This window comes from Nostoc sp. C057, from assembly GCF_013393925.1.
GTDB lineage: Bacteria > Cyanobacteriota > Cyanobacteriia > Cyanobacteriales > Nostocaceae > Nostoc > Nostoc muscorum_A.
On the sequence record NZ_CP040291.1, the window covers coordinates 98,791 to 123,009 of the forward strand.

21 protein-coding genes and 2 pseudogenes are annotated in these 24,219 nt (G+C 41.0%); 14 read left to right on the top strand and 9 right to left on the bottom strand.

The genetic code is table 11. From position 1 onward, the window contains the following. The first annotated feature begins 47 nt into the window (after window positions 1–47). Window positions 48–299: a hypothetical protein gene (locus FD724_RS39295; RefSeq protein ID WP_179076950.1), complete on the top strand. Its 252-nt coding sequence runs from the start codon at window positions 48–50 to the stop codon at window positions 297–299. An 86-nt stretch (window positions 300–385) separates the two neighbouring features. On the opposite strand, the gene FD724_RS39300 is transcribed toward FD724_RS39295, so the two are convergent. Further along, window positions 386–811 carry a GFA family protein gene (locus tag FD724_RS39300; protein WP_179076951.1) on the bottom strand — a complete coding sequence of 142 codons (426 nt, stop codon included), beginning with the start codon at window positions 809–811 and terminating at the stop codon, window positions 386–388. Window positions 812–1,009: 198 nt separating this feature from the next. Next, window positions 1,010–1,918, bottom strand: coding sequence for a macrolide 2'-phosphotransferase (locus FD724_RS39305; protein ID WP_179076952.1), 909 nt, complete (start codon window positions 1,916–1,918; stop codon window positions 1,010–1,012). A gap of 614 nt (window positions 1,919–2,532) precedes the next feature. Between FD724_RS39305 and FD724_RS39310 the strand changes: the two genes are divergently transcribed. The 3 genes from FD724_RS39310 to FD724_RS39320 all read left to right on the top strand — a co-directional run bounded on the left by FD724_RS39310 (window position 2,533) and on the right by FD724_RS39320 (window position 4,681). Then, window positions 2,533–3,768: an AIPR family protein gene (locus FD724_RS39310; protein ID WP_179076953.1), complete on the top strand. Its 1,236-nt coding sequence runs from the start codon at window positions 2,533–2,535 to the stop codon at window positions 3,766–3,768. Between the two features lie 249 nt (window positions 3,769–4,017). After that, complete coding sequence (locus tag FD724_RS39315) at window positions 4,018–4,308, top strand: hypothetical protein (RefSeq protein WP_179076954.1); 291 nt, start codon at window positions 4,018–4,020, stop codon at window positions 4,306–4,308. Then, window positions 4,298–4,681, top strand: coding sequence for a DUF6516 family protein (locus FD724_RS39320; RefSeq protein ID WP_179076955.1), 384 nt, complete (start codon window positions 4,298–4,300; stop codon window positions 4,679–4,681). Before FD724_RS39315 ends, FD724_RS39320 begins: the two co-directional genes overlap by 11 nt. A gap of 147 nt (window positions 4,682–4,828) precedes the next feature. Here the strand turns inward: FD724_RS39320 and FD724_RS39325 are convergent, their stop codons facing one another. Further along, entirely contained in the window at window positions 4,829–6,835 is a 2,007-nt protein-coding gene (locus FD724_RS39325; protein WP_179076956.1) for a DEAD/DEAH box helicase, read from the bottom strand. A 242-nt stretch (window positions 6,836–7,077) separates the two neighbouring features. Then, window positions 7,078–7,206 carry a hypothetical protein gene (locus tag FD724_RS41595; RefSeq protein ID WP_256874800.1) on the bottom strand — a complete coding sequence of 43 codons (129 nt, stop codon included), beginning with the start codon at window positions 7,204–7,206 and terminating at the stop codon, window positions 7,078–7,080. Between the two features lie 30 nt (window positions 7,207–7,236). On the opposite strand from FD724_RS41595, the gene FD724_RS39330 reads away from it, so the two are divergent. The 3 genes and pseudogenes from FD724_RS39330 to msrA all read left to right on the top strand — a co-directional run bounded on the left by FD724_RS39330 (window position 7,237) and on the right by msrA (window position 9,422). Next, window positions 7,237–7,707: an HAD-IIIA family hydrolase gene (locus tag FD724_RS39330; protein WP_179076957.1), complete on the top strand. Its 471-nt coding sequence runs from the start codon at window positions 7,237–7,239 to the stop codon at window positions 7,705–7,707. A gap of 719 nt (window positions 7,708–8,426) precedes the next feature. Further along, window positions 8,427–8,710, top strand: a pseudogene (locus tag FD724_RS39335) (glucosidase); the annotation flags it as partial. Window positions 8,711–8,744: 34 nt separating this feature from the next. Then, on the top strand, window positions 8,745–9,422 hold the full coding sequence (gene msrA / locus FD724_RS39340) for a peptide-methionine (S)-S-oxide reductase MsrA (RefSeq protein ID WP_179076958.1): 678 nt from the start codon (window positions 8,745–8,747) through the stop codon (window positions 9,420–9,422). A gap of 140 nt (window positions 9,423–9,562) precedes the next feature. On the opposite strand, the gene FD724_RS39345 is transcribed toward msrA, so the two are convergent. Beyond that, window positions 9,563–10,480, bottom strand: a complete 918-nt coding sequence (locus tag FD724_RS39345; protein WP_179076959.1) for a LysR family transcriptional regulator — start codon at window positions 10,478–10,480, stop codon at window positions 9,563–9,565. A 130-nt stretch (window positions 10,481–10,610) separates the two neighbouring features. Between FD724_RS39345 and FD724_RS39350 the strand changes: the two genes are divergently transcribed. Next, on the top strand, window positions 10,611–11,477 hold the full coding sequence (locus FD724_RS39350; protein WP_179076960.1) for an NmrA/HSCARG family protein: 867 nt from the start codon (window positions 10,611–10,613) through the stop codon (window positions 11,475–11,477). Window positions 11,478–11,742: 265 nt separating this feature from the next. On the opposite strand, the gene FD724_RS39355 is transcribed toward FD724_RS39350, so the two are convergent. Next, complete coding sequence (locus tag FD724_RS39355) at window positions 11,743–14,172, bottom strand: response regulator (protein WP_179076961.1); 2,430 nt, start codon at window positions 14,170–14,172, stop codon at window positions 11,743–11,745. 215 nt (window positions 14,173–14,387) lie between these two features. On the opposite strand from FD724_RS39355, the gene FD724_RS39360 reads away from it, so the two are divergent. From FD724_RS39360 to FD724_RS39375, 4 genes are all read left to right on the top strand, one after another. After that, window positions 14,388–15,755, top strand: coding sequence for an IS4 family transposase (locus FD724_RS39360; protein WP_179075865.1), 1,368 nt, complete (start codon window positions 14,388–14,390; stop codon window positions 15,753–15,755). A 101-nt stretch (window positions 15,756–15,856) separates the two neighbouring features. Then, window positions 15,857–16,540: a hypothetical protein gene (locus FD724_RS39365; protein ID WP_372726559.1), complete on the top strand. Its 684-nt coding sequence runs from the start codon at window positions 15,857–15,859 to the stop codon at window positions 16,538–16,540. Window positions 16,541–16,745: 205 nt separating this feature from the next. Further along, window positions 16,746–17,531, top strand: a complete 786-nt coding sequence (locus FD724_RS39370) for an XcyI family restriction endonuclease (RefSeq protein WP_256874812.1) — start codon at window positions 16,746–16,748, stop codon at window positions 17,529–17,531. A gap of 207 nt (window positions 17,532–17,738) precedes the next feature. Continuing rightward, window positions 17,739–17,978: a hypothetical protein gene (locus FD724_RS39375; RefSeq protein ID WP_256874801.1), complete on the top strand. Its 240-nt coding sequence runs from the start codon at window positions 17,739–17,741 to the stop codon at window positions 17,976–17,978. Window positions 17,979–18,088: 110 nt separating this feature from the next. Here FD724_RS39375 and FD724_RS39380 read toward each other — a convergent pair whose 3' ends face one another. Both FD724_RS39380 and FD724_RS39385 read right to left on the bottom strand, forming a co-directional pair. Next, complete coding sequence (locus FD724_RS39380) at window positions 18,089–20,203, bottom strand: formylglycine-generating enzyme family protein (RefSeq protein ID WP_256874802.1); 2,115 nt, start codon at window positions 20,201–20,203, stop codon at window positions 18,089–18,091. A 96-nt stretch (window positions 20,204–20,299) separates the two neighbouring features. Beyond that, complete coding sequence (locus FD724_RS39385; protein ID WP_256874803.1) at window positions 20,300–21,406, bottom strand: HEAT repeat domain-containing protein; 1,107 nt, start codon at window positions 21,404–21,406, stop codon at window positions 20,300–20,302. Window positions 21,407–21,628: 222 nt separating this feature from the next. Here FD724_RS39385 and FD724_RS39390 point away from each other — a divergent pair. Continuing rightward, a pseudogene (locus FD724_RS39390) lies at window positions 21,629–22,186 on the top strand (hypothetical protein); the annotation flags it as partial. An 89-nt stretch (window positions 22,187–22,275) separates the two neighbouring features. Continuing rightward, window positions 22,276–23,487, top strand: a complete 1,212-nt coding sequence (locus FD724_RS39395; RefSeq protein WP_256874804.1) for a hypothetical protein — start codon at window positions 22,276–22,278, stop codon at window positions 23,485–23,487. A gap of 211 nt (window positions 23,488–23,698) precedes the next feature. Here the strand turns inward: FD724_RS39395 and FD724_RS39400 are convergent, their stop codons facing one another. Further along, window positions 23,699–24,193 (bottom strand): hypothetical protein, encoded by a 495-nt coding sequence (locus FD724_RS39400; RefSeq protein ID WP_256874805.1) that lies wholly within the window; start codon window positions 24,191–24,193, stop codon window positions 23,699–23,701. Window positions 24,194–24,219 lie beyond the last annotated feature (26 nt).

Below are 24,219 nucleotides of genomic sequence, written 5' to 3' on the forward strand. Positions count from 1 at the left end.
GACGAAAAACTATATTAAGGAAGTAAGTCCACAACAGTAATCAGCCGATGCCCAGTAAAACAATTGATGTCCGAGAGTACACTGTCAGAGCGCACAAGCGGGAAATTCACACTCGCGTTTTCAACTTCGTATGTAAGCAGTGCGAACAGCCCACACAACGAGAAACCTTTGGTGTGCGACCGCTCTACTGTGAGCAATGCCGTCCTCCTCAACCTCCCAAGCAATCGAAAGTAGTCCCAATAGGCAAGAGGAAACCCAGAGCTATGAACTACAAGAGTGGGAAGGATATAACTGGGTGATTTTTTGCCTCAAGGGTGAGTGAAGCAGTGCGCTCATTCGCCCAACCTAATTCAAACTGGTAAAAAGTAACTCTACTGTTTAGGAGTCATTCAGGAGGTGCAAACTGTGCAAAGACCTCGGCCCCTGTGAGATTCTGAGTTTCATTGGCAAAACAGTAATACTTGGGCTTTTCATCAATGAATACCTGATGATCGAAAACAAGACCTTCATAGTTCTCGAATAGTCCAACAGGCATGAAATACTGGTTATTTTGTTTCAATTTGTAAAAAAGATGGCTACCACATTGCTTACAGAATCCACGTTCTGCCCACTGTGATGATTGATAAAGCCCAATATTTTCTTCACCAGAGAAGCTAACATCACTTTTACAATCAACAACTAACAGAGGCCCTCCGCCCCAATTGCGGCAGATACTACAATGACACGCTCCCACACTTTTACTCATGCTAGTTGTAGAAAGACTTACTGCTCCACACAGGCAACTACCTTTTGCAATGCTTACATTAGACATATTGTTTCCTCCGGTTCCACGCAGGCGCTCAAATTGTCACATTTTCCCTATTTAATATTGGAAATGCCAACAATACATAGTCTACAGGCTTACCAGCTAAGAAAGCCGTTTCAGTGTTCTATTTTGATGCTTGGTAATCTAACCGCCATAAACGTTCATTTTATTCAAAGGTAACGGCGATTACCTAAAAATATTGATTTAACCTACGCCAAGTGATTGTCTAGCCATCTGTTTATATTCATCCAAGCCTGACTTGAGCGCAAATTCTGCGATGGCTATGGGATAAGAAGCAGCCAGTTCAATCACTTGTTCTGCCATCTTCGGCCAAATACGTCCACCCGATGAGGCGTATGCTGATATCAGCTTATTCAAAGCGTCTTCACCAAAAGTGCGGTAATGGGCGACAAAATCACGGGCTGGGTCAGTGACGGCTGCCTCAGTCCAGTCAATGAAGCCAGTTACCTGTACTTGAGGATCAATCAAAATATGCCCAGCGTGTAAATCACCATGAGTTAACACTGTTTCTTTCGTCCAAACCTCATCCTTTTGGAGCCAAGATTGCCAACGGTTCCACAACTCTTCAGCAACACCAAACTCATTCTTCACTGCATCCATCTTCTGTTTCATCGCCGCACGTGCTTCTTCAGCGGTTTCAATGGGAAGACCAATTGCGCGTGCTTCCTCAATGCTAACTTGATGAACAGAGGCAATCCCCTTAGCTAGCGATTTATGAAACTGGTCGGGTGGATTTGCTGGATCAATTTCCCACACATAAGCTTTTGCTTGAGAGTCAATTGTGCCTGTTGGCACACCGTTTAATGCCCGGTAAGCAATGAGTTCATCTGTGCAAATAGTCCATTGTGGCACTTCCACATTCAGAAGAGGGGCAATCAGTTCCAGCGTGCGTTTTTCCTTATCTACCGACGGTAGAACATCCTCCCGCCGAGGAAGACGCAAAATCCAGCGTTCTCCATCAGTGTCCCTTGCTAACACAACTTGAAAATCAAGACCCGATTCATTAAATTGCAGTGAGTCTTCTCGGATAGTCAAGTTATGCTTGTGGGCTAGTTCAAGCACTTCCTGCTTTGATTTTGTCTTTTTAATCATGTCTTCTTACCATTACGCATCAAGAATGCTGAATACTGCTGCACAACAACTGTTGAAAAGGAAACTTTTTGCCTAATCATCCAATACGGGTGATTAGGTGGAAATACGTCAAATAGACTCATCTGCAAATCATGAAAGCTTACAAAGAAAGGTAGAGGGCAGAAAGCAGAATGAAAGAAGTATTAATAAAAACTTTAGTTGTGGGTTATTGTCCACTAGTATAAAAAAATTTGTGTCGATAGCGTCGGCGGCAAGTGCCACGAGACACTCATGCTCCTTACTCCAATCCCACGTTTTTAAACGTGGGTTCCCTTCTGGCAACTGAGCCTCCAGCATAACTGCCTTCTGAACAGGAGAGAGTTACAAGAATTTGCACGGAAGGAGCGATCGCCATCTTGCTGTACTCTTGCTGTACTTAGTATATAAAAATTTAAATCAAGTTCTGATTTTTGGTTTTCACTTGCTAATACAGTTCTTTCATCGTTTCAATGAAGGAAGCATCATTAGAGAACAAGATGACGCAACATAATTCTGTACTTGGCATTAGCGAGAAACGGGATATTAGATACGGGTTTTAGTTAACATGGAAATTCCCCTGACATTGCAAACCAACTATGCCCAAAACTTGGAATCTAAAAATAGATAACTATTTTCAAGCCAACCCAAACTGCATCATTGCCACCGCCCATGTAGAAAGCTTCCCGATAGACCTGCCGCTAGAACCGAATATCCGCGAACCGAACCGCAAAAGCGCGACCTACAGACAAATTTTCGACTCATTGACCACCGAACCTGCAAAATTCTTCTCTCGCCACAGTGGAATCGTTCTATCAGCTAATATTGCTAAACCTGTCAAGAACAAAACTGAACTGGAGCTAGAAATTTTAGAAGCCTCGGAGGGGGGTAGTGATGGGATTATCAACGGTGGTCACACAGTTTTAGCTTTTGAGCAAGCGAAAAATTACAAATACGATTTAACCGAAGCCAGAGTAAAAGTTACGATCCACATCGGACTGACTGAAGAATCAGCCAAAGACATAGCCCTAGCAAGTAATACTACAACACCAGTAGATTCTCGCTCCAAAGTCAACGCCAGGGGTGATTACAAATTCATCAAGCAGTATTTAGCTCAGTTAGAACGGAAAGAAGATAGAAAATTCCGCATTGCCTATTACCAAAACCAAAGCGGCGCTCCCAGAAATGCCCAGTGTAATGTCACCCATTTGCTGAAGCTCCTTTACTGCCTCGACAGAAATAAATACAACCCCGACGGCAATAAACGAACCAAACACCCAGCAGGGATGAGTCTTCCAAGTAACATCACAGATGCAGAAAGGGAAAGATTAACCGCCTTACTGCCTCTGTTAACTCATGCTCTATGGATAGAGCAAAGACTCTACGAAATAATCCAAGAACATATCAGCAACCCCAGAAGAAAGGGTGCTAACGACCTAGCATCAATTGATATACGTAAAACTACATTGTTGCCTGACAGCAAGTATTCATTCGGGTTTAGTGCGCCAACTGACCTGGCATTACCGATAATTGCGTCCTATCGGGTATTTTTGGACAAAGACTATAAATGGATTCTGCCGTTTAACGAATTCGCTGAAGATTTCCTGCAACACTTGTGGAATAACTACTTCCGCAAATACTTGGTGTCAGAGAAAACAGCCGGAAATACAGTCGGTACAAAAATCAGCCGCAATCAAGAGATTTGGGAAAGTCTGTATATCTCGGCGCAGAGTTATCTAAATCAGCACTTGGTTAAAATGGTCAACTCCAGTAAGCAAGAAGAACCGAAGGTGACACAAGGTACAAAAAGGCGTGTGCAAGCAGGTAAGAAATAATAGTACAAGGTTTCTATTGAGAGATTCGTTTTGGATGGGCGATGGCTTTTAAGAGTGAACAGTTATCAGTCAAGTCGTAAAGTCCTTGGGTTTTAACTGGTGACTGATAACTGTTTTAAGTGATAGCCTAAGAAAGTGAAATCGAAAAAGTGCTATTGCTCACAAATTATTTTCCATTTTCATATACAATAACAACTGCTCATTCAAGGACTATTTTGTGAATTTAACAGTAGCAAGAGAGAAAAAATAATGGCTGAACTCAAACTCCGGTCAAAAGATCCAGATTCCCTCAGACGCATTATTCAAAGTGCTTTGTCAGAAAGATTACAGAGTGTGACAGCAGGAATCAAAAGAACAGAAGAACGGATTCAGGATTTTGAAACCAAATATCAATTATCGACTGAGGAATTTCTCACTCAGTTTAATAATGATGAATTATCCCATAATTTTGACTATGATGAGTGGATTGGAGAAGCTCGAATGTTGGCACATTTACAAAAAACAAAAGAGTCGATAGAGGAGATTGATTTTGTTGATTGAAGATTATTTTCAGCAAATTCGGATTTTAATCGAATCCTCAGAAATAGTTAAAATATTTAATTTAGAAACTGAAAAAAGAGGAATATATGAAGGTTTTATCAGAGCCAAGCTCGAATTTAAAGATAATTCGTTGCTGCATCTGAGGGAATTTATCTATGTTGAAATATCCCCAGATAGAAAAATGTATAGTTATCAATATATGAACTCAGAGAATAATCTAATTTTTCGCTATGACAATACTGAACATCACCGAAAATTAAATCTGACTACTTTCCCTCATCATAAACATGATGGGAGTGAGGATAATATAGTTAAATCAGATGCTCCTTTTTTAGCTGAGATCCTAAAAGAAATTGAGAAAATATTAGGATAAGTGCGATTCCTACGGCAGACGTTGCCAATTTCGGTTTCAAGCCAGGAGTTGATTTCAACTTACACCCAGATGGTAGGATGTTGGCATCAAAGGAGGCAAATGAATATTTAGAAAATTATCAAGTTAATGATGACCCAACATTGGGAATCAGCTTAACCGGAACATGATCTTAGCAAGCTTGCCAAACCCTTGAGTAAAAGCATATTCAATCTCTGCGGGATCACAAATCTCTGTGAGTTTGGATTTCAGCCCAGGAAGTTCTCTAACCTCAATACAGATATTTACATATACGTCTTTAGTTTCCACATGGAATAGTCCAGCATTTATGTTTAAAAAATCACCTGTTAGCATTGAACAGTAAGTTAAAGATTCTTTCCATTGTGATTTGTACTTCATTTTAAAATAACTATCGCCTAAATTCTTTTTGAACTTAGATGACTTTTCCTGTGGTTTTGGTTCCCAGAATATACTATTCTCCAACTGCCCAAGAGCTTCTATTGTCGTTACATTAGTCGCCACATTGCTACTGCCTTGTTGTTTAAGCTTTTTCTGTTCGACAAAAGACATAGCCAAGATGCGGTTCTTATGTCGCTCAAAAGCTTCCTTGTACAGTTCCCATGCTTTTTTGGTAATTGCGGATTGGGATGGCTCAACCATTTTAACGATTTCGCGCCAATCACCAAGAGTAAATTTAGTAATATTTTCAATAAAAGCGATGAAAATGGCGCTATAAATTTTAGTGGGACTCGCACCCCGTAAACCTTGCTTTTTTAGGGTATCAGTAACTAAGTCTAATCTGTAAGCAGAAACAGAAAGGTCAATTTCTGTAAGAGCAAGGTTAAAACCCTGTCTAAGTCGGATTCTGCTAAAATTTGGCTTTGTAGGATTCTCCTTAGTAGTAAAATCAATCGTTTCACCACAACTTGGACAAATAGCTTGGTGATGTTGAATCAGTACTCCATCGTTGTCAACTTCGGCTTCAATTTTAGCTAATTCTTCAGCAAGCGGTTTAAAAATATGGGTACAATGGTCACATTGGATTAAGCCTTTGTTTTGTATTTCTGATATAGTTTCAGGCAATAAACTCCATTTGCGGGCTTCATCAGGAAGCCCATGTTTTTTCCAATTATCGGTAATGTCAATGATCACCGCAGTTGGTTTTAAAGTGTAAGTTCTTAGAACTCGCCCCAGCATTTGCAGCCAAAGAGTAGAGCTTTCAGTTGGACGGACACAGTAAACGCACTCAATATTAGGGCAATCAAAGCCCTCGGTTAAGATTTCGTAATTAGTAATTACTTGGGTAGTGCCATTGCGAAAACGCTGCAATATTTCTAATCTCTCTTGTGGGGGAGTCTTGCCATCCAAATGTTCAGCACTAATATAATTACGAGAAAATTCCGCAGCCAGGGCACGAGAATGTTCTAAGCTACAGGCGAAAATAACTGTACGAAGATTTCGTGCATATTTAAAGTAATTCTCAAGGATTTCACTAACACCAATTTGGCTGGTGACGGCAACCGCTAAATCTTTAGCTCTGAAATCCCCACGAGATTTTGCAACTCCAAGAGTAGAAATAGTTTGATTCGTTGCAAATAATCGAAAGTTACTTAAATACCCAGCCTGAATTAATTGAGCAGTGTCAATGCCAATAACCAAATCATCAAATAAATCAACAAAACCTTGACCGTCAATCCTCTGGGGAGTGGCAGTTACACCTAATATTTGGGCGCTTTCATAATGTTCAATTAATCGCCGATAAGATAAAGCAGTTGCATGATGCGCCTCATCTAATATCAAAAGTCCAATGTTCATTGGCAAATCCAATACCTCTCGTCTGCTCAACGTTTGAACGCTAGCAACTTGGATTCTCCGTTCCGGATTAGCCAGAACACCTGCTTTGATAATCCCAACTGGTTCACCGATAATTTGCTCTAGCTTTTCGGCGGCTTGAGATATCAACTCAATCCGATGGGCAATGACTAAAACTTGCTTTCCTTGTTCAAAGAATTTATGAGAAATATGTGCAAAGCACACCGTTTTTCCGGCGGCTGTCGGGAGTTGTGCAAGCACCCGCCTATTACCATTCTCCCAAGAATTCCAAATATCTTTTATCCACTGATGTTGATAATCTCTGAGTTCGTAGGTAACAGGCATTCAATCTACCTCAACAAGAATTTTTCTCTCGTGGGAATATTGCTCATTATGCCACAAGCTCTTCAAGTTAAGATACCAATAATCCCAATTCTAATAGTAGTAAAAATATTTTGGATTGATTTGATGCGATTTTACTTCATCAAGAGCAAATTATAGAGATAATTTGCTGGAAGTGATACACTGCATATCAAATCTTGCCACTGTTGTAAATGAATATACTTGCTTTTTTATATTGGCGAGTTTTATACTGTGCGATAATGCTGGACGCGATCGCTCACGGGATAGACGGCAACACCATTGTCGTCTTTTGCAAGTGGTATTAGATTTAAGATGGGGAAATATACTTCTTGGAAAATCAGAAAATTTGGCATCGAACTAACAAATTAAATTCGCAATCTCAGATGTCGGCGATATTTCTAGATAAAGATGGCACTTTAATTGAAAATGTACCAAACAATGTTGATCCGCAATTAATTGAAATGAAAATCGGTGCTATTGAAGGATTACAAATACTTAGCAAAGCTGGATATAAATTAATTGTGATTACTAACCAGTCGGGAGTAGCACGGGATTATTTCCCAGAATCTGCCTTGGCGGGAGTGGAAGCGCGATTGAATGAAATATTAGAAAAAGCGGATCTATCGCTAGATGGATTCTACTACTGTCCCCACCATCCAAATGGTGTAATATCTGAGTATGCAATTGCTTGCGAATGCCGTAAACCAAAACCAGGCTTGATTTTACGTGCAGCTAGCGAACAAAATATAGATTTAGCAAATTCTTGGTTTATTGGCGATAATCTCAGTGATGTAGAAGCTGGACATAGTGCAGGGTGTAAAACGATTTTGATAGATCAGGGTAATCAGTCTTAGCCCCAAATGTCTCGTCTAGGAATTGCTGATGTCACTGTAACCATAAGTTTGCCGCTTTTGAAAGCATAACCTTGCCGCAGGACAAGCACAAAGGCTTGATTTAACGTTTCGCGATCGCAGTCAAAGTATTTGGTTTTGAAACCAAAAAGTTGCCGAAAGTCTAAAAATCAAGCATAAACGTGCCGAAAGTTCAAGGATTATGCACCCTCAAATACTTGAATTAGCAAGATTGTTTCTTAAAAACCCCAAAAATTCAAGCTGTCGTAAGTCCGTTTGAAACCATAAACGTGCCACCCCGGCAAACTTATGGTTACAGTCACAGCTGACTATATTTTGGTTAACCTTTCAATAGCAGCACAGGTGATATGTAAGCATTCAGTATCTAATTTTTAGGATTTCTGGCATGAAGTTATAAAAATTGCTAGAACAGGAAACTTAGAAAAATTTAGATTGATGACAAATAATCTGCCATTCTAGTCAAATAATTTGTCCTTCTACAAGGTTAGCCTCTGGAGGGCTTATTATCGCAACAATCGAATGATAATTTATTTTGATAATAAAAATTAATATAAATTTTTCCTGAGTTTATCCTAAATTTTTATTTATCAATTCACCTAGCAAATTTTAATCAAAATATCAGTCCCATCTTTGATAAAAACGTGATAATCCATATAGCAAATTAACTAAACTAAAGTGCAGATATGCACTTTCTTGAGATGATGACAACTCCAACCCAAGAAGAAATCAGATTTGCAAAAGCCTTACATCACATAGCCTATTGGCGCAGATGGGTTGATATTTAAGCGATCGCCAATGGGAAGGGATGTGCGAAGACTACAGTCCTAACAGTACTGGATGGGACTATTTCACCCATGACCAAGCCAGTTCTCGCGCCTACCGTTGGAGTGAAGATGGTATTTTTGGTATTTCTGATAATCATTAACAGCTTTGTTTTGCGATTGCTATTTGGAATGGTGAAAATTCTATTCTCAAAGAAACCTTAGCTTGGTCTATTAAATAAAGGAATTCACAACCGAATGTCAATTCATAACTTTACTCTATCCCGCCAGTTATTACGCAACTTGTCCATCATTTCGCTGACTGTTTTACTCCTGTATGGTGCATCTCGTGTGATACTTCCTGCTCCGGCCACTGATATCTCGACTGCCATACCGCAGGGAAAGCAAGTAGCGGTTTTCGCTGGTGGGTGCTACTGGGGAATGGAAGCAGTTTTTGAGCATCTATTAGGTGTTTCTGATGTTGTTTCTGGCTTTTCTGGGGGTGATGCAAGAACCGCAGACTATACACTTGTCAGTGCTGGATTAACTAATCATGCTGAATCCGTAAAAATCACTTACGATCCATCAAAAATATCATATAACCAGCTTCTGAAGGTCTACTTTTTGGTAGCGCATGACCCAACAGAGTTGAATCGACAAGGCCCAGACTCAGGTAAGCAATATCGTTCGGCGATCTTTTTTGCTAACGATGAGCAGAAACAGGCTGCACAAGAATATATCGCTCAACTCAACAAATCACGAATCTTCGACAAGCCGATTGTGACAGAATTAGATCCTTTGAAAGGTTTTTATCAGGCTGCGGCATACCATCAGAATTATATAGGGCATCATCCAAGCGATCGCTATGTGGTAGTGAATGACTTGCCGAAACTGGCTAAACTCCAAGCAAAGTTCCCTGATATGTATAGTAAGTAAGGGGATTTGCAGCATTCGGCTTTTAACATCCCCTCAATCCAGTGAAAGATTAACCTATCCTCACTGATTGTAATTTTGAATTGATTTGAAAAATTGCTGAAGATTTTCTGCAACACCTACTGTCTCTAAAGAAATAGCTTTCAATCTACAATATCAACTCGCTTTAATGCAGCCATCAATTCTGTCATAAACTCAACAAAGACGCGAACTTTAGCACAGAGATAGCGTTTTTGCGGGTACAACACGGAGATTGGTAATCCAACTTTGGTCGCGTAGGATTGAAGAATTGGTTGGAGGTCTCCACGCGCGATCGCTTTGGCTGCGATAAATTTGGGAAATTGAACTACACCGGCTCCTTGAATGACTGCCTCTAAAATGACTTCTGAATTATCGAATCGCAGATAACTCTCAACACAAAGGTCAATCGCTTTTCCATCTTGTTCAAACTTCCATTTAGGCTCTCGCCCAGTCTGTGGATAGATAAAGTTGACACAGCGATGCTGCAAAAGTTCTGTGGGTATTGTGGGCGTGCCATACTGAGCGAGATACTGCGGTGAGGCACAAGTGATGTAGCGTGCAGTTGCCAGATGGTGCATGATTAAACGGCTATCACTGCTCATTCCAATCCGCACTGTCGCGTCAATGCCTTCCTCAATCAGATCGATCACGCGATCGTTAAAAGAAACATTCAGATTTAGCTTTGGATATTGGGTGACAAATTGCAGCAGAGCTGGAGCGATATGTATTTTGCCAAACACAAAGCTCAAATCGAGCCGCAATGTTCCGAGCGGCATTGATTGCGATTGTTTGACTTCGAGTTCGGCTTCTTCCAAATCGTTGAGAATTTGCTCAGAGCGTTGATAAAATCGGTTGCCATCTTCGGTCAGGGTCAAACTGCGAGTTGTTCGCTGGAGCAAGCGCACCCCCAAGTCATCTTCCAAGCGCAATACGGCTCGACTCACGGCTGAAGGAGCCATACCTAAGTGTCGTGCTGCCTCCGAAAAGCTGCCAGATTGAGCGGCGCGGATAAAAATCATCAGGCTTTTGAGCTTGTCCATTAACCGAAACGCATCTTTGAATTTTTTGCACAACTGTTTTGAATTTTAACTACTTTTTCTTTTTTTCTGCACAAGCTACTGTTTAGACAAGATAAATTTCAAATACACAAACAGCATTAAAAAAACAGAGATGACACAGCAAACAACAGGAGAAAAAATTATCTTAGTCACCGGAGCCACGGGCAATCAGGGTGGCGCAGTGGCGCGTCATCTTTTAAAGCGCGGTAACTTCAAGGTACGTGCTTTTGTGCGCGATCCAAACAAGTCCGCTGCTCATGCACTCCAACAAGCGGGGGCAGAACTCGTCGCCGGAGATTTCAGGGATCGCGCGTCGCTTGATCGCGCTCTGCAAGGTGCTTATGGTGTTTTTTCATTGCAGACTTTTCTCAAAGAAGGTGGATTATCAGCCGAGATCCAAGATGGTAAAAGCGTTGCAGACGCAGCTTCATCGGCAGGTGTCGAGCATTTCGTCTACAGTTCTGTGGGCAGCGCCGAACGCAACACGGGCATTCCCCATTTCGACAGTAAATTTCAAGTCGAAGAGTACGTTCGATCGCTCGGCTTGCCCTATACAATCATGCGTCCAGTTTTCTTCTTTTACAACTACGCATCAATGCGTCCAATGGTGGAGCATGGCACGCTCTCCCAACCGCTCAGTCCTGAAACAAAATTGCAGCAACTTTCTGAAGAAGATTACGGAGCAATGGTCGCTGAGGTATTCGCTCGCCCCGCCGAGTTCTTGAACCGCGAAATCGAAGTCGCCAGTGTGGAGATGACTATGCCAGAAATAGCTGCCGCGTTCAGCTGTGTGTTGGGCAAAACCGTCGAATACCAGCAAATTCCTTTTGAAGCGTTTGAGCAGCAAGCCGGAGAGGAAGTGACCATTATGTATCGCTGGTTTGAGCGGATTGGCTACGCAGCAGATTTGGTGCAGTTACAACGTGAGTTTTCTAAGCTGACCAACTTTGAATCGTATTTGCGCGATCGCGGCTGGTAAAACTCGCTGAAACTACCTTGGATGTTGAGTCAACAGGTTGATAAATGATGAAAGTTTTTTTGTAAGGTTTTACTGAGTCTGGGAAGCTCAGAGGATATTATACCCTCGGAAACAAAAGTAGCGATAAAGAGTTGTCTATTGTTCAGAGATTAGCCCAAACTGTACTAGTAGTCTGCCAACCCAAAAATGCGCTTGTGAGGACTAAGGAAAGGGGAAAGGGGAAAGGGAAAGGGGTAAGGGATTTGAAACCTTTCCCCCTTCCCCCTTACCCCGCCAAGTCACGAAAGCGAACTACTAGTTGTAAAGCCGCTTCTACCCTTTGAAACTCGGTTTCAAGTTCTGAAAATATAGTAGAAGCAGTGAGTGTAGTACCAGTACGACCTATATCTTCTAATTCTTGGCATAGTTTGGCAAGATTGTTAGCACCGAAATTCATACTTGCCGATTTTAAAGCATGGGCAGAATTAAGAAGTCCAGCAGCATCTTTTTTGTCAATTGCGTTATGAATGGTAACTAATCTTTGTGGGACATCTTCCAAATAGTCATCAATAACTTCTGCCAAAATTTCAACATCATTGCCTAGCGAATCTTTTAACGCTTGAAATCCTTCTGCATCGATAGCTGGGATTAAGATCACTTCTTGTTTGATTTCAGTTAGAAAAAGTTGCTCATCTGTTTCGGCAGAAAGTGTTAATTGCTGATTTTTATTAGCTGATGAGTGCAAAATTTGATAGTTGTTGAAAGCTTGAACGAGAGTCTCCATGCGGATAGGTTTGCTAATGTAGTCATTCATTCCGGCACTGAGGCATTCTTCCCTGTCGCCCTGCATGGCATGGGCGGTCATAGCAATAATCCAAGGTCGGCTGTTATCTGACCATTGTTGACAAATTCTTCGAGTCGCTTCTAACCCGTCCATTTCTGGCATTTGTACATCCATGAATACTAGATCATAGGATTGTTGGCGTAAAGCTGACAGTGCTTCTAATCCATTATTTGCTATGTCAGCACGATAACCCATGCGCTGTAGCATCTGTATAACTACCTTTTGATTTAAAGAAATATCTTCCACCAACAGAATTCGTAATGGCAACTTTTGACTTAATTGAGAATCAAAGACTGGTAGAAATGATTTTGTAGGTAACAAAGAAACTTGTTGTTCGCATAAGGCATGGGTAAATACGTTATAAAGATGGGAGCGCTTAATTGGTATACTCAGGACAGCTACAAAACCTAGTTTTTCCTCATCTTCTTTTTGGATAAATCTTTCAACGGAACTCAACATTACTAAAGGTAGGTTTTGACAGCTTGGTAGAGAGCGAATATGTGCTGCCAGATTTAAACCATCCATATCTGCCATCTGTATACCTAATGCTACAATATCAAATTGCTCACCGGAATTAATCAATTCCAAAGCTTGCAAACCGGATTCCACTGAGTGAACTATCATTCCCCAATTAGAAGCATGTAAACTAATTACTTGTCTGTTAGTTGCATTGGCATCAACCACTAACAGGTGTTTTTCAATTAAATTTTGTTGAATAAATTCAACATCAACAATTTCGTAACTGTGATAGGAGTGAAGCAGCAGCGTGAAATAAAATGTAGAACCAACTCCTAGAAAACTTTCAACCCAGATAGAGCCACCCATCAGTTCACACAATCGTTTGCTGATTGCTAAACCCAATCCAGTACCACCATATTGACGAGTCGTCGATGCATCAATTTGGCTAAAAGGTTTAAATAGGCGATTCATCCCTTCAAGGGACATACCAATGCCTGTATCTTTAATAGCAAATTGAATTTCGTATTTGTCTTTGCTAATTGCTTGATTGAACATTAGAGAGACGACAACCTCGCCATTGTGGGTAAATTTGATGGCATTACTAATCAAATTTACAAGGATTTGTCGCACTCGTGTTACATCCCCGACAACTATGCTTGGGGTTTGGGGATCAATTAAGTAGGCTAAATTCAGATTTTTAGCAGCAGCTTGAGAAGCTAGTAATTCTAAGGCTTCTTCTATACAATAGCGGAGGTTGAAAGGGTGTTCTTCTAAATCTAATTTACCGGACTCAATCTTAGAGAAGTCCAAAATATCATTGATCAGAGTCAGCAAGGCATCACTGCTAGTACGAATAATTTCTACAAAGTCTTGTTGTTGGTGAGTCAATTCCATATCGAGCAGTAGCCCTGTCATACCGATAACAGCATTCATTGGAGTGCGAATTTCATGGCTCATCATCGCTAAAAATTCACTTTTTGCGCGATTTGCAGTCTCCGCTTCATGTTTTGCTTGCTCCAGTGCAAAATTTTTCGAGGTGAGTTCTTCTCGTTGCTGGGTTTCTTGCTCTAGCAAACCTGCCTGAACCAAAGCAATACCGAGTTGATCAGCAACTGCTTCTAATAATTCAATTTCTTCCTGAGTCCAGGAGCGGAAATGGCTACATTGTTGTATCGTTATGATTCCATTTGGTTTTCCTTGATCGCAAGTGCGAACGTTTAACATTGACTTTAATCCAATCTGACGAGAAATTGGTTGGGCATTTTTAAGTAAAGGGTCGGCGTACACATCACTTGAAGCGATGGCTCGTTCTTGGGCGATGATTTTCTCGGCATGAGGATTGCCAGCAACGGGAATTTCAAATTCTCGTATGGAACTGTAACCTGGGAGAACATACTCTGCAACGAATGGCACTAAGAAAAGCTATAAACCGTGCTGCATAAGCATTACAAGTATGAATGCGTTAATAGCAGTAGACACTTGGCTGTGATCGCTATTTTTTATAGGGGCTGTGAAATAGAAGCGGTAACAGTGGAGGGTTACCCAAAAAGTTTTTGAAGGTAGAAAAAGCTTACTCGTTCATGGAATACTTTCTTTGAAACGAGCAAGCACATACGATAATTACTACTGTGACATTACGAGTACAAATCCTCAAGGATAAATTTAGCCAAAGTTTGGGACTACCGTTTAAAGAAGTATTGCCAGAGTCTGTGATCAGACTTGCAATCTCTGAGCTAAAAGTTAAATATAAAAAGCGGTTATTTGACCCATTAATAACATTATGGGCATTTTTATCTCAGGTTTTGGATACTGATAAAACTTGCCATAACGCTGTGAGTAAAATAATTGCACATCTAGCACAAGAACAAGTAGAAATTCCATCAACAGATACAAGTGCATACTGCCAAGCACGAGCAAGATTACCGGAAAAATTACTAGAGAAGCTTTTCAATTATTCTGCACAAAATTTAGAAGAGATAGTGACCCAAGAACATTTATGGTGTGGACGGAATGTGTTGGTAATAGATGGGTCAACAGTATCTATGCCTGACACTATAGAGAACCAGAAAGAATACCCTCAACCTAGCACTCAAAAACCAGGATGTGGGTTCCCAATTGCCAAAATTGGTGTGATATTCAGTTTATTAACGGGAGCCGCTACTGCTTTTTGCATAGATGTTCTGAACACTCATGATATTAAATTAGCTCGGAGGTTGTACAGTTTTCTCAAACCAAATGATGTGCTTTTAGGTGATAGAGCTTTTTGTGCTTACGCCGATATGTTTGCTATTAAACAACTTGATTGTGATGCCGTATTTCGCAAACACCAATCTCGTACAACTACTATGCGAAAAGGCAAAGTTATTGGAGATTGTGACAAACTTGTTACTTGGTATAAGCCTAAAAGATGCCCCGCAGGATTGAGTAATGATGAATTTTCAGCCTTACCTACTTCCATAACTGTACGCGAAATTTACTACTACATTTTTATTCCTGGTTTTCGGAGTCAACAAGTTAGTTTAATCACTACTCTATTAGATACAAAAACCTATTCTACTCTGGAAATTGTTGGGCTTTATGGTCAGCGATGGGACGTTGAATTAGATTTAAGACATCTTAAAACTACTTTGGGTATGGATGTTTTGCGCTGTAAAACCCCCTCAATGGTACGCAAAGAAATTTACGTTTATTTACTTGCTTATAATCTACTTCGTAGTTTGATGTGGTCGGCAGGCACTAGTTATGGTACTCCCCCGTTACGCCTGTCACTCCAAGGTACTCGTCATCATTTAAATAACTTTATTCCCGAATTATTAGCAGCAACTTCAACAAAACGTCTCCAAATTTACCGCACTTTACTTAAAGTTATTGCTCACAAAGCTGTGAGCGATCGCCCTGGCAGAAGTGAACCACGAGTCCGTAAACGTCGCCCAAAAGCTTACCCCTTGATGACGAAATCCCGGCATGAATTACGAAAACAATTGCAAACTGCTTAACCCGCAAGTGTTTCGGCTTTTCTTAGTGCCATTCCTCTCTATACCCTCCGAAAGGCTTTCAAGGCAAGCATTTACCTTTATTTGCTCCAACGCCAGAGCTACTGAAATGGTGGAAGTCTTCAGCCTCAGATACTAATGCTGAACAAGAATACACCCGCCAATTCCACGAAATTTTGCTTTGTAGGCAGCAGCTGATTGATATTTGGGTTGCCAAACAGCAGCAAAACTCACATGACATGACCTTGTGCTGTTACGAAAAAACTGGCGATTTTTGCCATCGGCATCAAGTTGGACATGAAGTTATCCAGAGGTATCTGCCTAAACTTTGGGGCGGGGAAGTTGGGTTAGGAACTATTACTAAGGAGAAAATGTCCACAAATTGTGGACAAAAAATCATACTCCCAGCCACATATCCACCTCAAGTATTGAGTCTGCTCGAGAAATGTTATGAGTCGGGATATCCTGTGAAGTGCGATCCCTTAGAGTGCGGATACTACCAAGTTAGCCTCAATGGAGAAGACTTAGGTGTGTGGTCAGAGTTGGGTGTGCTTGGTCTATTGTCCGGGTTGCAGGAGAAGTTTTACCGTGAGCGCCTAATTCCGTCAGTGGCTATGGCTGCAAAGGCAAGAGGTAAGAATAATCAGCAAGATATCCAGATGCCTTCGTGGGTTTTGATTAGGGATACTCAGTCAGAGGTTTTAGCCCCAGTCGGGCAGTCAGCAACAGAAGAGTTAAAGCCATCCCGTGCAGAAACACGTATTGTTGAGCAGATGAGTCTGCTTTGACTTGGCTGTGGAGGGCGGTTGTTACTTGGGCAGGGATGAGGGGCGGTGATAGGGGAAGCTTAAGCCAAAGGCGACTGAAAGCGCAAAATGAACGAGAGTAAGCTGGAATCCAATCCGTTAAAAAGCTGTTTGCAAGTAGCATAGTGCCCAAAGGGGTGTCAAAAATCTTGGCATTAGTCTCTATCTTTTTTACAATTATAATAGGATCTCACGACTTTTAGCTTACTACCGTAATATTGCAGTTCTTTCGCAGAAATCTGTTTCTTATCTAGCTAAGATTGATGTCAAAAAGAAAGAGAATGATGTGTACAACACTATCCCTTTAGAGCCTGATCAAGCTATTAAACTATCAATTCTTTTTAATGAACATATAACTCTTATTATTGATTCTTCTATTCAAAGTTTTACTGAGAGAGAATTATATGGACTATTACTCACCTCAACTGGCGCACAAATAGATGGTTCTTGGCGCAATGCTATTGGAGAGGAAGCTGAAAAAGTAGTACAGAGGCTTTTAGTTAACGAGGCAAAAGAACGTAATGTTTTAGGGGCTTTTATTTCTCGTGTAGGTACTTCAGTTGAGCAGTTTGATTTAAATAAATTGGAAGAGCAAGTCAGTAATATTCATAAGTATCGGGGCATATTATTGATCAATAAAACATCGATTCTTTTTTCAAGTGAGCCAGATATTTCACTTATTGCAGTCAATGGTACAACAGTATCTGTAATAGAAGTTAAGGGGGGTGCAGACCCCGCAGGTGCTTTAGAACGTTATGGCGCAGCAAAAAAGTCTTTTGGGGAGGCAAGACGGCTATCACCAGATGTTCCAACTATTCTTGTTGCAAGCTGTATTACATCTGAAGTACATACGCGGATTAGTCAAGATACTCTTATTACCTCTTACTATAATCTTACAGAACTTTTGTCAGAGAATTCTATCTCTTATGATCGGTTTATGAATGAGGTTTTCTCATTGCTTGGCATAGTCTAAACTGGTTCTCTTTTCTAACCTTTTACTGAAAGTAAGCTTTAGTATTTATGCCTGTAATAATAATTGGAGAAGTTGCCCTGAAAAAAGGTACAAATATTAAACTTCAATTGAAATCTGCTATTGGTACTACTCAATAGACCATTAGCTATAGTGGAATGGCACTAAGGTTAGCTATTTCTTTATGAGGGTGAAGGTTCTACCGCGTCCATGCCAAATCCTAAAAAATGGTCGCATGAGGCGATTGTTGCAAGGGCAAATGCGCGACCTGTAAGAAGGAAAAAACTGAATCGAGCGGCGAATTCGAGCGAGAATCCGGGGTTTGATTTCTTGCAGGAGTGTTGGAGTGATGATCCGGCTTTGCAGATTGTGATCAAGAAATTGTTGGCGAAGTTTCCACAGTGGGGGATTGCGATTGTTGATGGGGTGTTGGTTGATTGGGAGAGGTAAAAATCCCTTGCAAGCTACCCACTCTTGATTTCAAAAAAAATTAGATCGTCCCGCTTGTACACACTAAAAAAATATAAAAAACAAGAGCAAAGGCAAAAAAGTATAAAGAGCTACTGAAGAACCATCCCGGCAGCGCACACAATACGAAAACCAATATGGTAGCTGTAATAGTCCTGCGTGTCGGAGTAGCGATACGCGGAACGGCAGTAACCAGAATAGTTGCGCCAGGAACCACCCCGCAGTACAACATTTCCTTGTTTTTGAGAAAGATTATCATCATTGTTGTCAAGCCAAGCACTTCCATCTGTTGGCGAACCTTCATAATTATCGTGCCAATCATCAAGACACCATTCCAAGACGTTCCCGTGCATATCGTACAACCCAAAGGCGTTAGCTACCTCAAAACTACCCACAGGTGTTGTCTCTTCTCTGTAAGTCCCTTTTACTCCTGCACCATAAGTTTCAGTAGCATTATAGCTTGCCAATTCTGATGTGATTGTCTCACCAAAGTGAAATGGGGTGGTAGTTCTGGCTCTACACGCATATTCCCATTCTGCTTCACTGGGTAGCCGATACTGCCTTTTTGTATGGGAGGACAAGCGATCGCAAAACTCAACTGCATCGTGCCAAGACACTTGCTCTACAGGCCGTTGCTCCCCTTTGAAATTTGATGGGTCAGCTTCTAGCTCTTTGTTGATTCGTGGTAATGCAGCTACTGCTCTCCACTGTGCTTGGGTAACAGGATACTTACCTATACAAAAATTCTGAATAGTTACTGAATGCTGAGGACTTTCTGAATCCCGTGAATCCTTTTTTGTTTCTGGAGCGCCCATTAAAAATATACCGCTTTGAATTGGCACCATTTCTAATATGACTTTATTACCGAGGTCTATCTTATTGGTGGGTGGATGTTCTTTTAGACCAATCGACTCTACTCCGTTGTTTATTTGTGCAATAATCATAGGAATTTCTTGCTCAAACTGTTTCAAGGCTTTGGCAGCTTCTATACGAATTTTTGCTATTTCGGTGTTATCTTCCAAAAGTCTACGCAGACGAGGAATAGCTGGATTAGCATCTTTACCCATTGTTTGCAAGTCAATTACAGCACGGAGGCGAAATTCTACCTCTGATGTAGAAAGTTCATCGATCAACTTTTTAATCCGCTGTTTCCGTTGCCATGCTTTAGTTTCTTCTGGATCTAAATTTGCTTTCTTTAGCAATTCCTCAATTACAAAGTCTGGGATTTTGAAATCCTTTTTCTTAATTTCACAACAGTCCCATAGCGCTAACAAAAAGCCTTGATTGTTTTCCTGATCTTCTGATTTTTCATCAATATCTCTTAAAAGGTTTTGCCAATGGCTGGCGCTATCTTGATACTTTTGAACCAGATATAACCCTGCTAAATACTCTGCTAAGGGGTCTAAATTAATCTTCACTTTGTCTGGTTCTACTTTTAGTAATATATTAAGCTTGTTTTGTAAGTAGTCCAGATGGCTATCGATTTCATTAGAGTCAGGGCTAACCAGGGCATCTTTGGCAGTTCTTCTAGAAATGGGTGCAGGACTGTAGGTATTTTCTAAACACTTCCAAGCAATGATTTTTAAATCTTGATGAACTATTGATTGTTGATCTAAACCAGCTTGAGGATGAAGCTGATTCAGATAACTCAGCATTAAGTCTGGGATATTTTCTGGTAGTTCTGTATCTCCCTGCTTAGTAGCAATCATCTGGTCAGCATAGAGCTTTGCTAACATAATTGTGATCTCACGCTGTCCTACCATGCGATTGAGACGAGAGCAAGCGTTATAAAATTCTTCGTCATCAAATTTGTTACGAAAGTCGCGTAACTTGAGATATTCACCCAGAAATTCTGATATCCGTTTTCCTTCAACCCGCATTGGTTTAAGAATGGATTTAGTCAGATTCTGAAGTTCCCCTACTACTCGTGATGTGAAAACTAAGGCAATAAAGGGATTTTCGTTTAGTGCAGCAAGGATTTTATCACGGGTTGACTTTTCCATCTCGGAAAAGTGATCAATGATTACCAAGACACGTCGCTGACGCAACAAGTCAATGAGAAATTCTGGGGTAATATCGTCATTTTGTGTATTTGTCAGGTCTTGTAGTTGCTTACGAGTCATTTTTAGAAAGTCTTCATTGTCTTGTAAATCACGATCAATGAGTACAGGTAATATCCGATGATTAGCAAGCCAGGGCGAACGCACGGGATTTCTGAAACCCTTGCTGGGCAAGGATCTTGATGAAAAAATAGGCTAAATTAAAAAACGCCAAAACCCTTGCTATTAAAGGATTGTTATACTTTAGATGCGTTTGCCCTGATTAGCAAGCTTACCTTCCATTCCCCAACTTGCAATTTGGCAAGCCAAGCTGGTTTTACCTGCACCACCTTCTCCTTGAATCAATACACAGAACTGTTGTTCTCTCTGCATCTCTGCTTTGAGCGCACTTTGGAGTTTTTTGTGTTCTAATACTTCTGTCAGGTTTTCGTCGCTCTCAAATTGAGGGATGAGGATTTTGTCGTTGAATTTAACAGGCTGGGGAATGTAAGTTTTCTTATCGCGTTCGACTGTATCTTTATTGAAAAATTCTGTTTTCACTGACTCAATATACTTTGCCGCCCACGCATCCAATACTCTCTGTTGGGAATTCAAAAATAATAACCACTTTACTTTTACTTCTTGGTTTACTATAGGTATTTTCCATGTTTGTGGCAATACTTTATCTAGACTAAGTAACGACAGTGGATGAATTATAAATATAATCAAATAACCAGCCACTGCCAATAATATAAATATTCCCGGATTTTTAATTACCCACTGGATGAAACGATAAATTATTCTATCCTGTAACTGATTTAACTTTGTTTGTAGGGCATTTCTAGTTAAGCGAAGTTCTTGCTGTTGCAGTTTTTGATTTGTCCATTCTTGGGGCTTTCCATCGATACGAGTAAGGGCTTTTTCTATTTGTTGTTTAAGGAGTTCTAATTTAGTGAGTGCTTTTAAATCTAACTCAGAAATTGTATTAGCTTGCTGTTGAGCAGACCTCCCAATGGCAATTAAGGCACGAACTGAATTCCTACGAACGTTTTCATCACCATCCCCTAGTGTTTCCACTATATCAGGAACAGTATCTTGTGCTACCCAACCTATTTTACCTAAAGCAGATGCAGCATTAGTACGGGTGGCTGCATCACTATTACTCAGAGCTTCTGCTAAAGATGAAATAGCGTTTTCCCCACATTTAACTACAGTATCATTAGCAGCTTTAAATTTTTCAATCTGTACTTTGATATCTGCTTGAGTACACTCTTCTGATCGAATACTACTGCTGAGTAACAATGGTAAGAAGAAACCGAAAAGTGAAACTTTGAAACATAGGGTGAATTTATGTGAGATGTCCTGAGCCATATAATTTATAAATTTATGAGCTAACTATATTAATACGTTTCTCGATTTACGAAGCTGTGATCGCTAAACTGAAACTTATATAGACTAGTAATTTTACTTTTGTGTAAGTCGTAAGTGACTTAATTTGGTTTTTTTGAGCTTTACATAGGTTATTTTGCCTGATTTTAAGTCTCGATACTATGGATATTACCACCTACTACTATGCGTCAATAATATATATAAATTGATTTGCGATCGCTAGCTGTTGAACCACCCAAGGAGAATGCCCAAGAATGTCTACGGTTGATGGGCATGGCTTTGAAAAACCTTGCCAGTGCTATGAACAACACCCAAGCCTTGGAAGCTGCGGCGATAATTCTGGGGAGTGAACCGACACCAACTGCGATCGCATATCGAGCCGAGCAATTGGAAATGTTGCCCCAAGCTGTTAGTGATATTCGGCAGGTACTTGCAAAACCTGGGTGTACTTGGCAGGAATTTTGGGATATTGCCCAAGAGTATGAGGTTATTAAACAAGATTACTGGGCGGAATTGACCACCCAGGAAACAGAGCTAATTACTGCTCTCCAGAACGCATCCTCTCAACCGGACACTATTGGCATCGGCTCTATCGTTGCCCACGCCGACCCATACCGTACTTTGTATGTCGAGAGGGGCGAGGTGATTCAGGATTTGGGAGATGAGGTGATAGTGGCCTGGGATTGTTGGAAAGAGCAATCGAAAAAGACTGACAGGTATTTCCGAGACGAGTTGCGATTCTGGCAGGGCGAAAACCAGTAGATAAAAACTCGCTAAGAGAATAGCCAAAAAACTTAAACGCGGCATTGCAACCATGCTGCTCATATTGTCATGCAAATTTTGGGGGAAATATGACTACAGCGTTAAAAGCAATCAACGGTGGCAGCAAGCAGCGAAGCGATCGCAAACAAGCTTCAGAAGATAAATCGATTAGACCACACTGCAAGGTATCAATTGAGGATATCAACTGGGTTCGTCAGCAGCCTCCATCTGTGCAGCAACTTTGGTTAGATAGCGTTGCGGCTGAACAATTTGGGGGTCCTGCCCATAAACTTGACACTAACCTTACTTACAAGTCGTTCCAGAAAGCAGGTGCAGCGTTAAGCGCCCAAGGATTGTTTCAGTTTGAGGAAGTGTTTGGCCGCTTACCCTCTGGTAGACCTGGATTGATTAGCTACCGTGTCCGTAACCTTCATGGTTATTACAATCGGTTTTACTGGGAATCGTCCACGTCTGGGGAAACCATTTCTTGTAACGAGAAAGCTGTCCACGCCGGGGAGAAAACAAACCAGCCCGAACCGAATAAGAACCACCCCAAAGTGGAACAAATTCAGTCTGATTTGGAATTATTCCAAAAGAATAGTCAAAAAAGTGAGGAATTGCAAGGGTTCCAAAATCCTAACAACGTTTCTAACAACCCGTTAACTACCTACCAACAACCAACTAAGGTTGTTGGTATGGTAGTTGGTTCTGACGCGCCAACCGAAAATCTGCATGTTGAAGAAACGGCTCATGCGCCCTTGGGGGGCGCGTCGCCTTCACGTACTGAAAGCGCGTCAGAACTTGAAGAATTGCCTACGGCAATGGACTGTACATCGCTAGCGCTTGTGGATGATGCACCGATTCAATCTGCTTCGTTGCTGGCTGAAAACCAGGACTGTGGCGTTGAAGCGATATTCCCTCATGAAGATACTTGTTCCGCTGTGCCCGTCGCACAAAATGAATTTTCTTCAAGTTTAGCGATCGCACATCAAAAAGCTGAAAACTTGGTTTCTGGTGATGAGGATAAAGTAAATCATGAAGGTACTGGTTCCGCCGCGCCCGTGTCGTTAAATCAAAGTGAGATATTTGAATGGTTGGATAGGGCAAACCTTGGAGAATGCCCCCCATTGTGGGTAATTCAATATTTGCTAGACAGCAAGTATTACGCCAGCATGAGGGCAACCATCAGCAAGTTTAAGAAGCAGTGGAATCTATCTTTAGTCAATTATCAGGTGCAAAAATCTAGTGATACCATTTCACGAAAAATATCCAGTGGGGGAATGAGTAACGTCAGCTATTGATTAGTCGCATATTTCAACAACCCTTCCCACTCCCAACGCCACGCAGCATCTACCGTAATTTCTTTGCCGTTGGTGAATTTAATAAATTCTGTGCCATTGTCATAAAAAACATCAGCAACGAGGCGATTGCGGACATCGTAACCCCACCTGGAGGCAGCAGTATTCCACCTAGCATCTTTACCCCAGTAATTCTTAAAATGAATTGCAGATTTTAAGCAGACGCAGAACCACCAAACGCATTTGGGTGGGCATTAACAGCTTCCTCAGCAAAACCACCAGCTTGGGCATGACGAAGTAGCGATTGTATGATCGGCATGGCAATACTCATCCCAAATAAAGCATTGAACCCAGCAACAACTACTGGTGCTGATAACACAACCGTAAATTCTGGGAATAAGGCTAATACAGCTACTAAAATCAGGAAAACAATTGGTGTCGCAATACCTGCTTTCTTTGCCGCTTCTAAAACTAAATTTTTGTACTCTTCAACAGTAATGTCGCCTCGGTAAAGATCCAGGGAATATGAAATCGCTGTTACTACAACTTGGGTAACAATAGCGATTCCTGTAGCATTGATCCCCAACCTAGCAATTGTTGCAGAGTTACTAATAATAGAATCTACAGCATTATGAACCCGAATAAAAAACTGCTCTCCTACAGTCATCATTTTGGCTCCGCGATGGAGTGAGATATTTTCATAAATCAAATATGATTCCTATAGTAAAAGTAGGT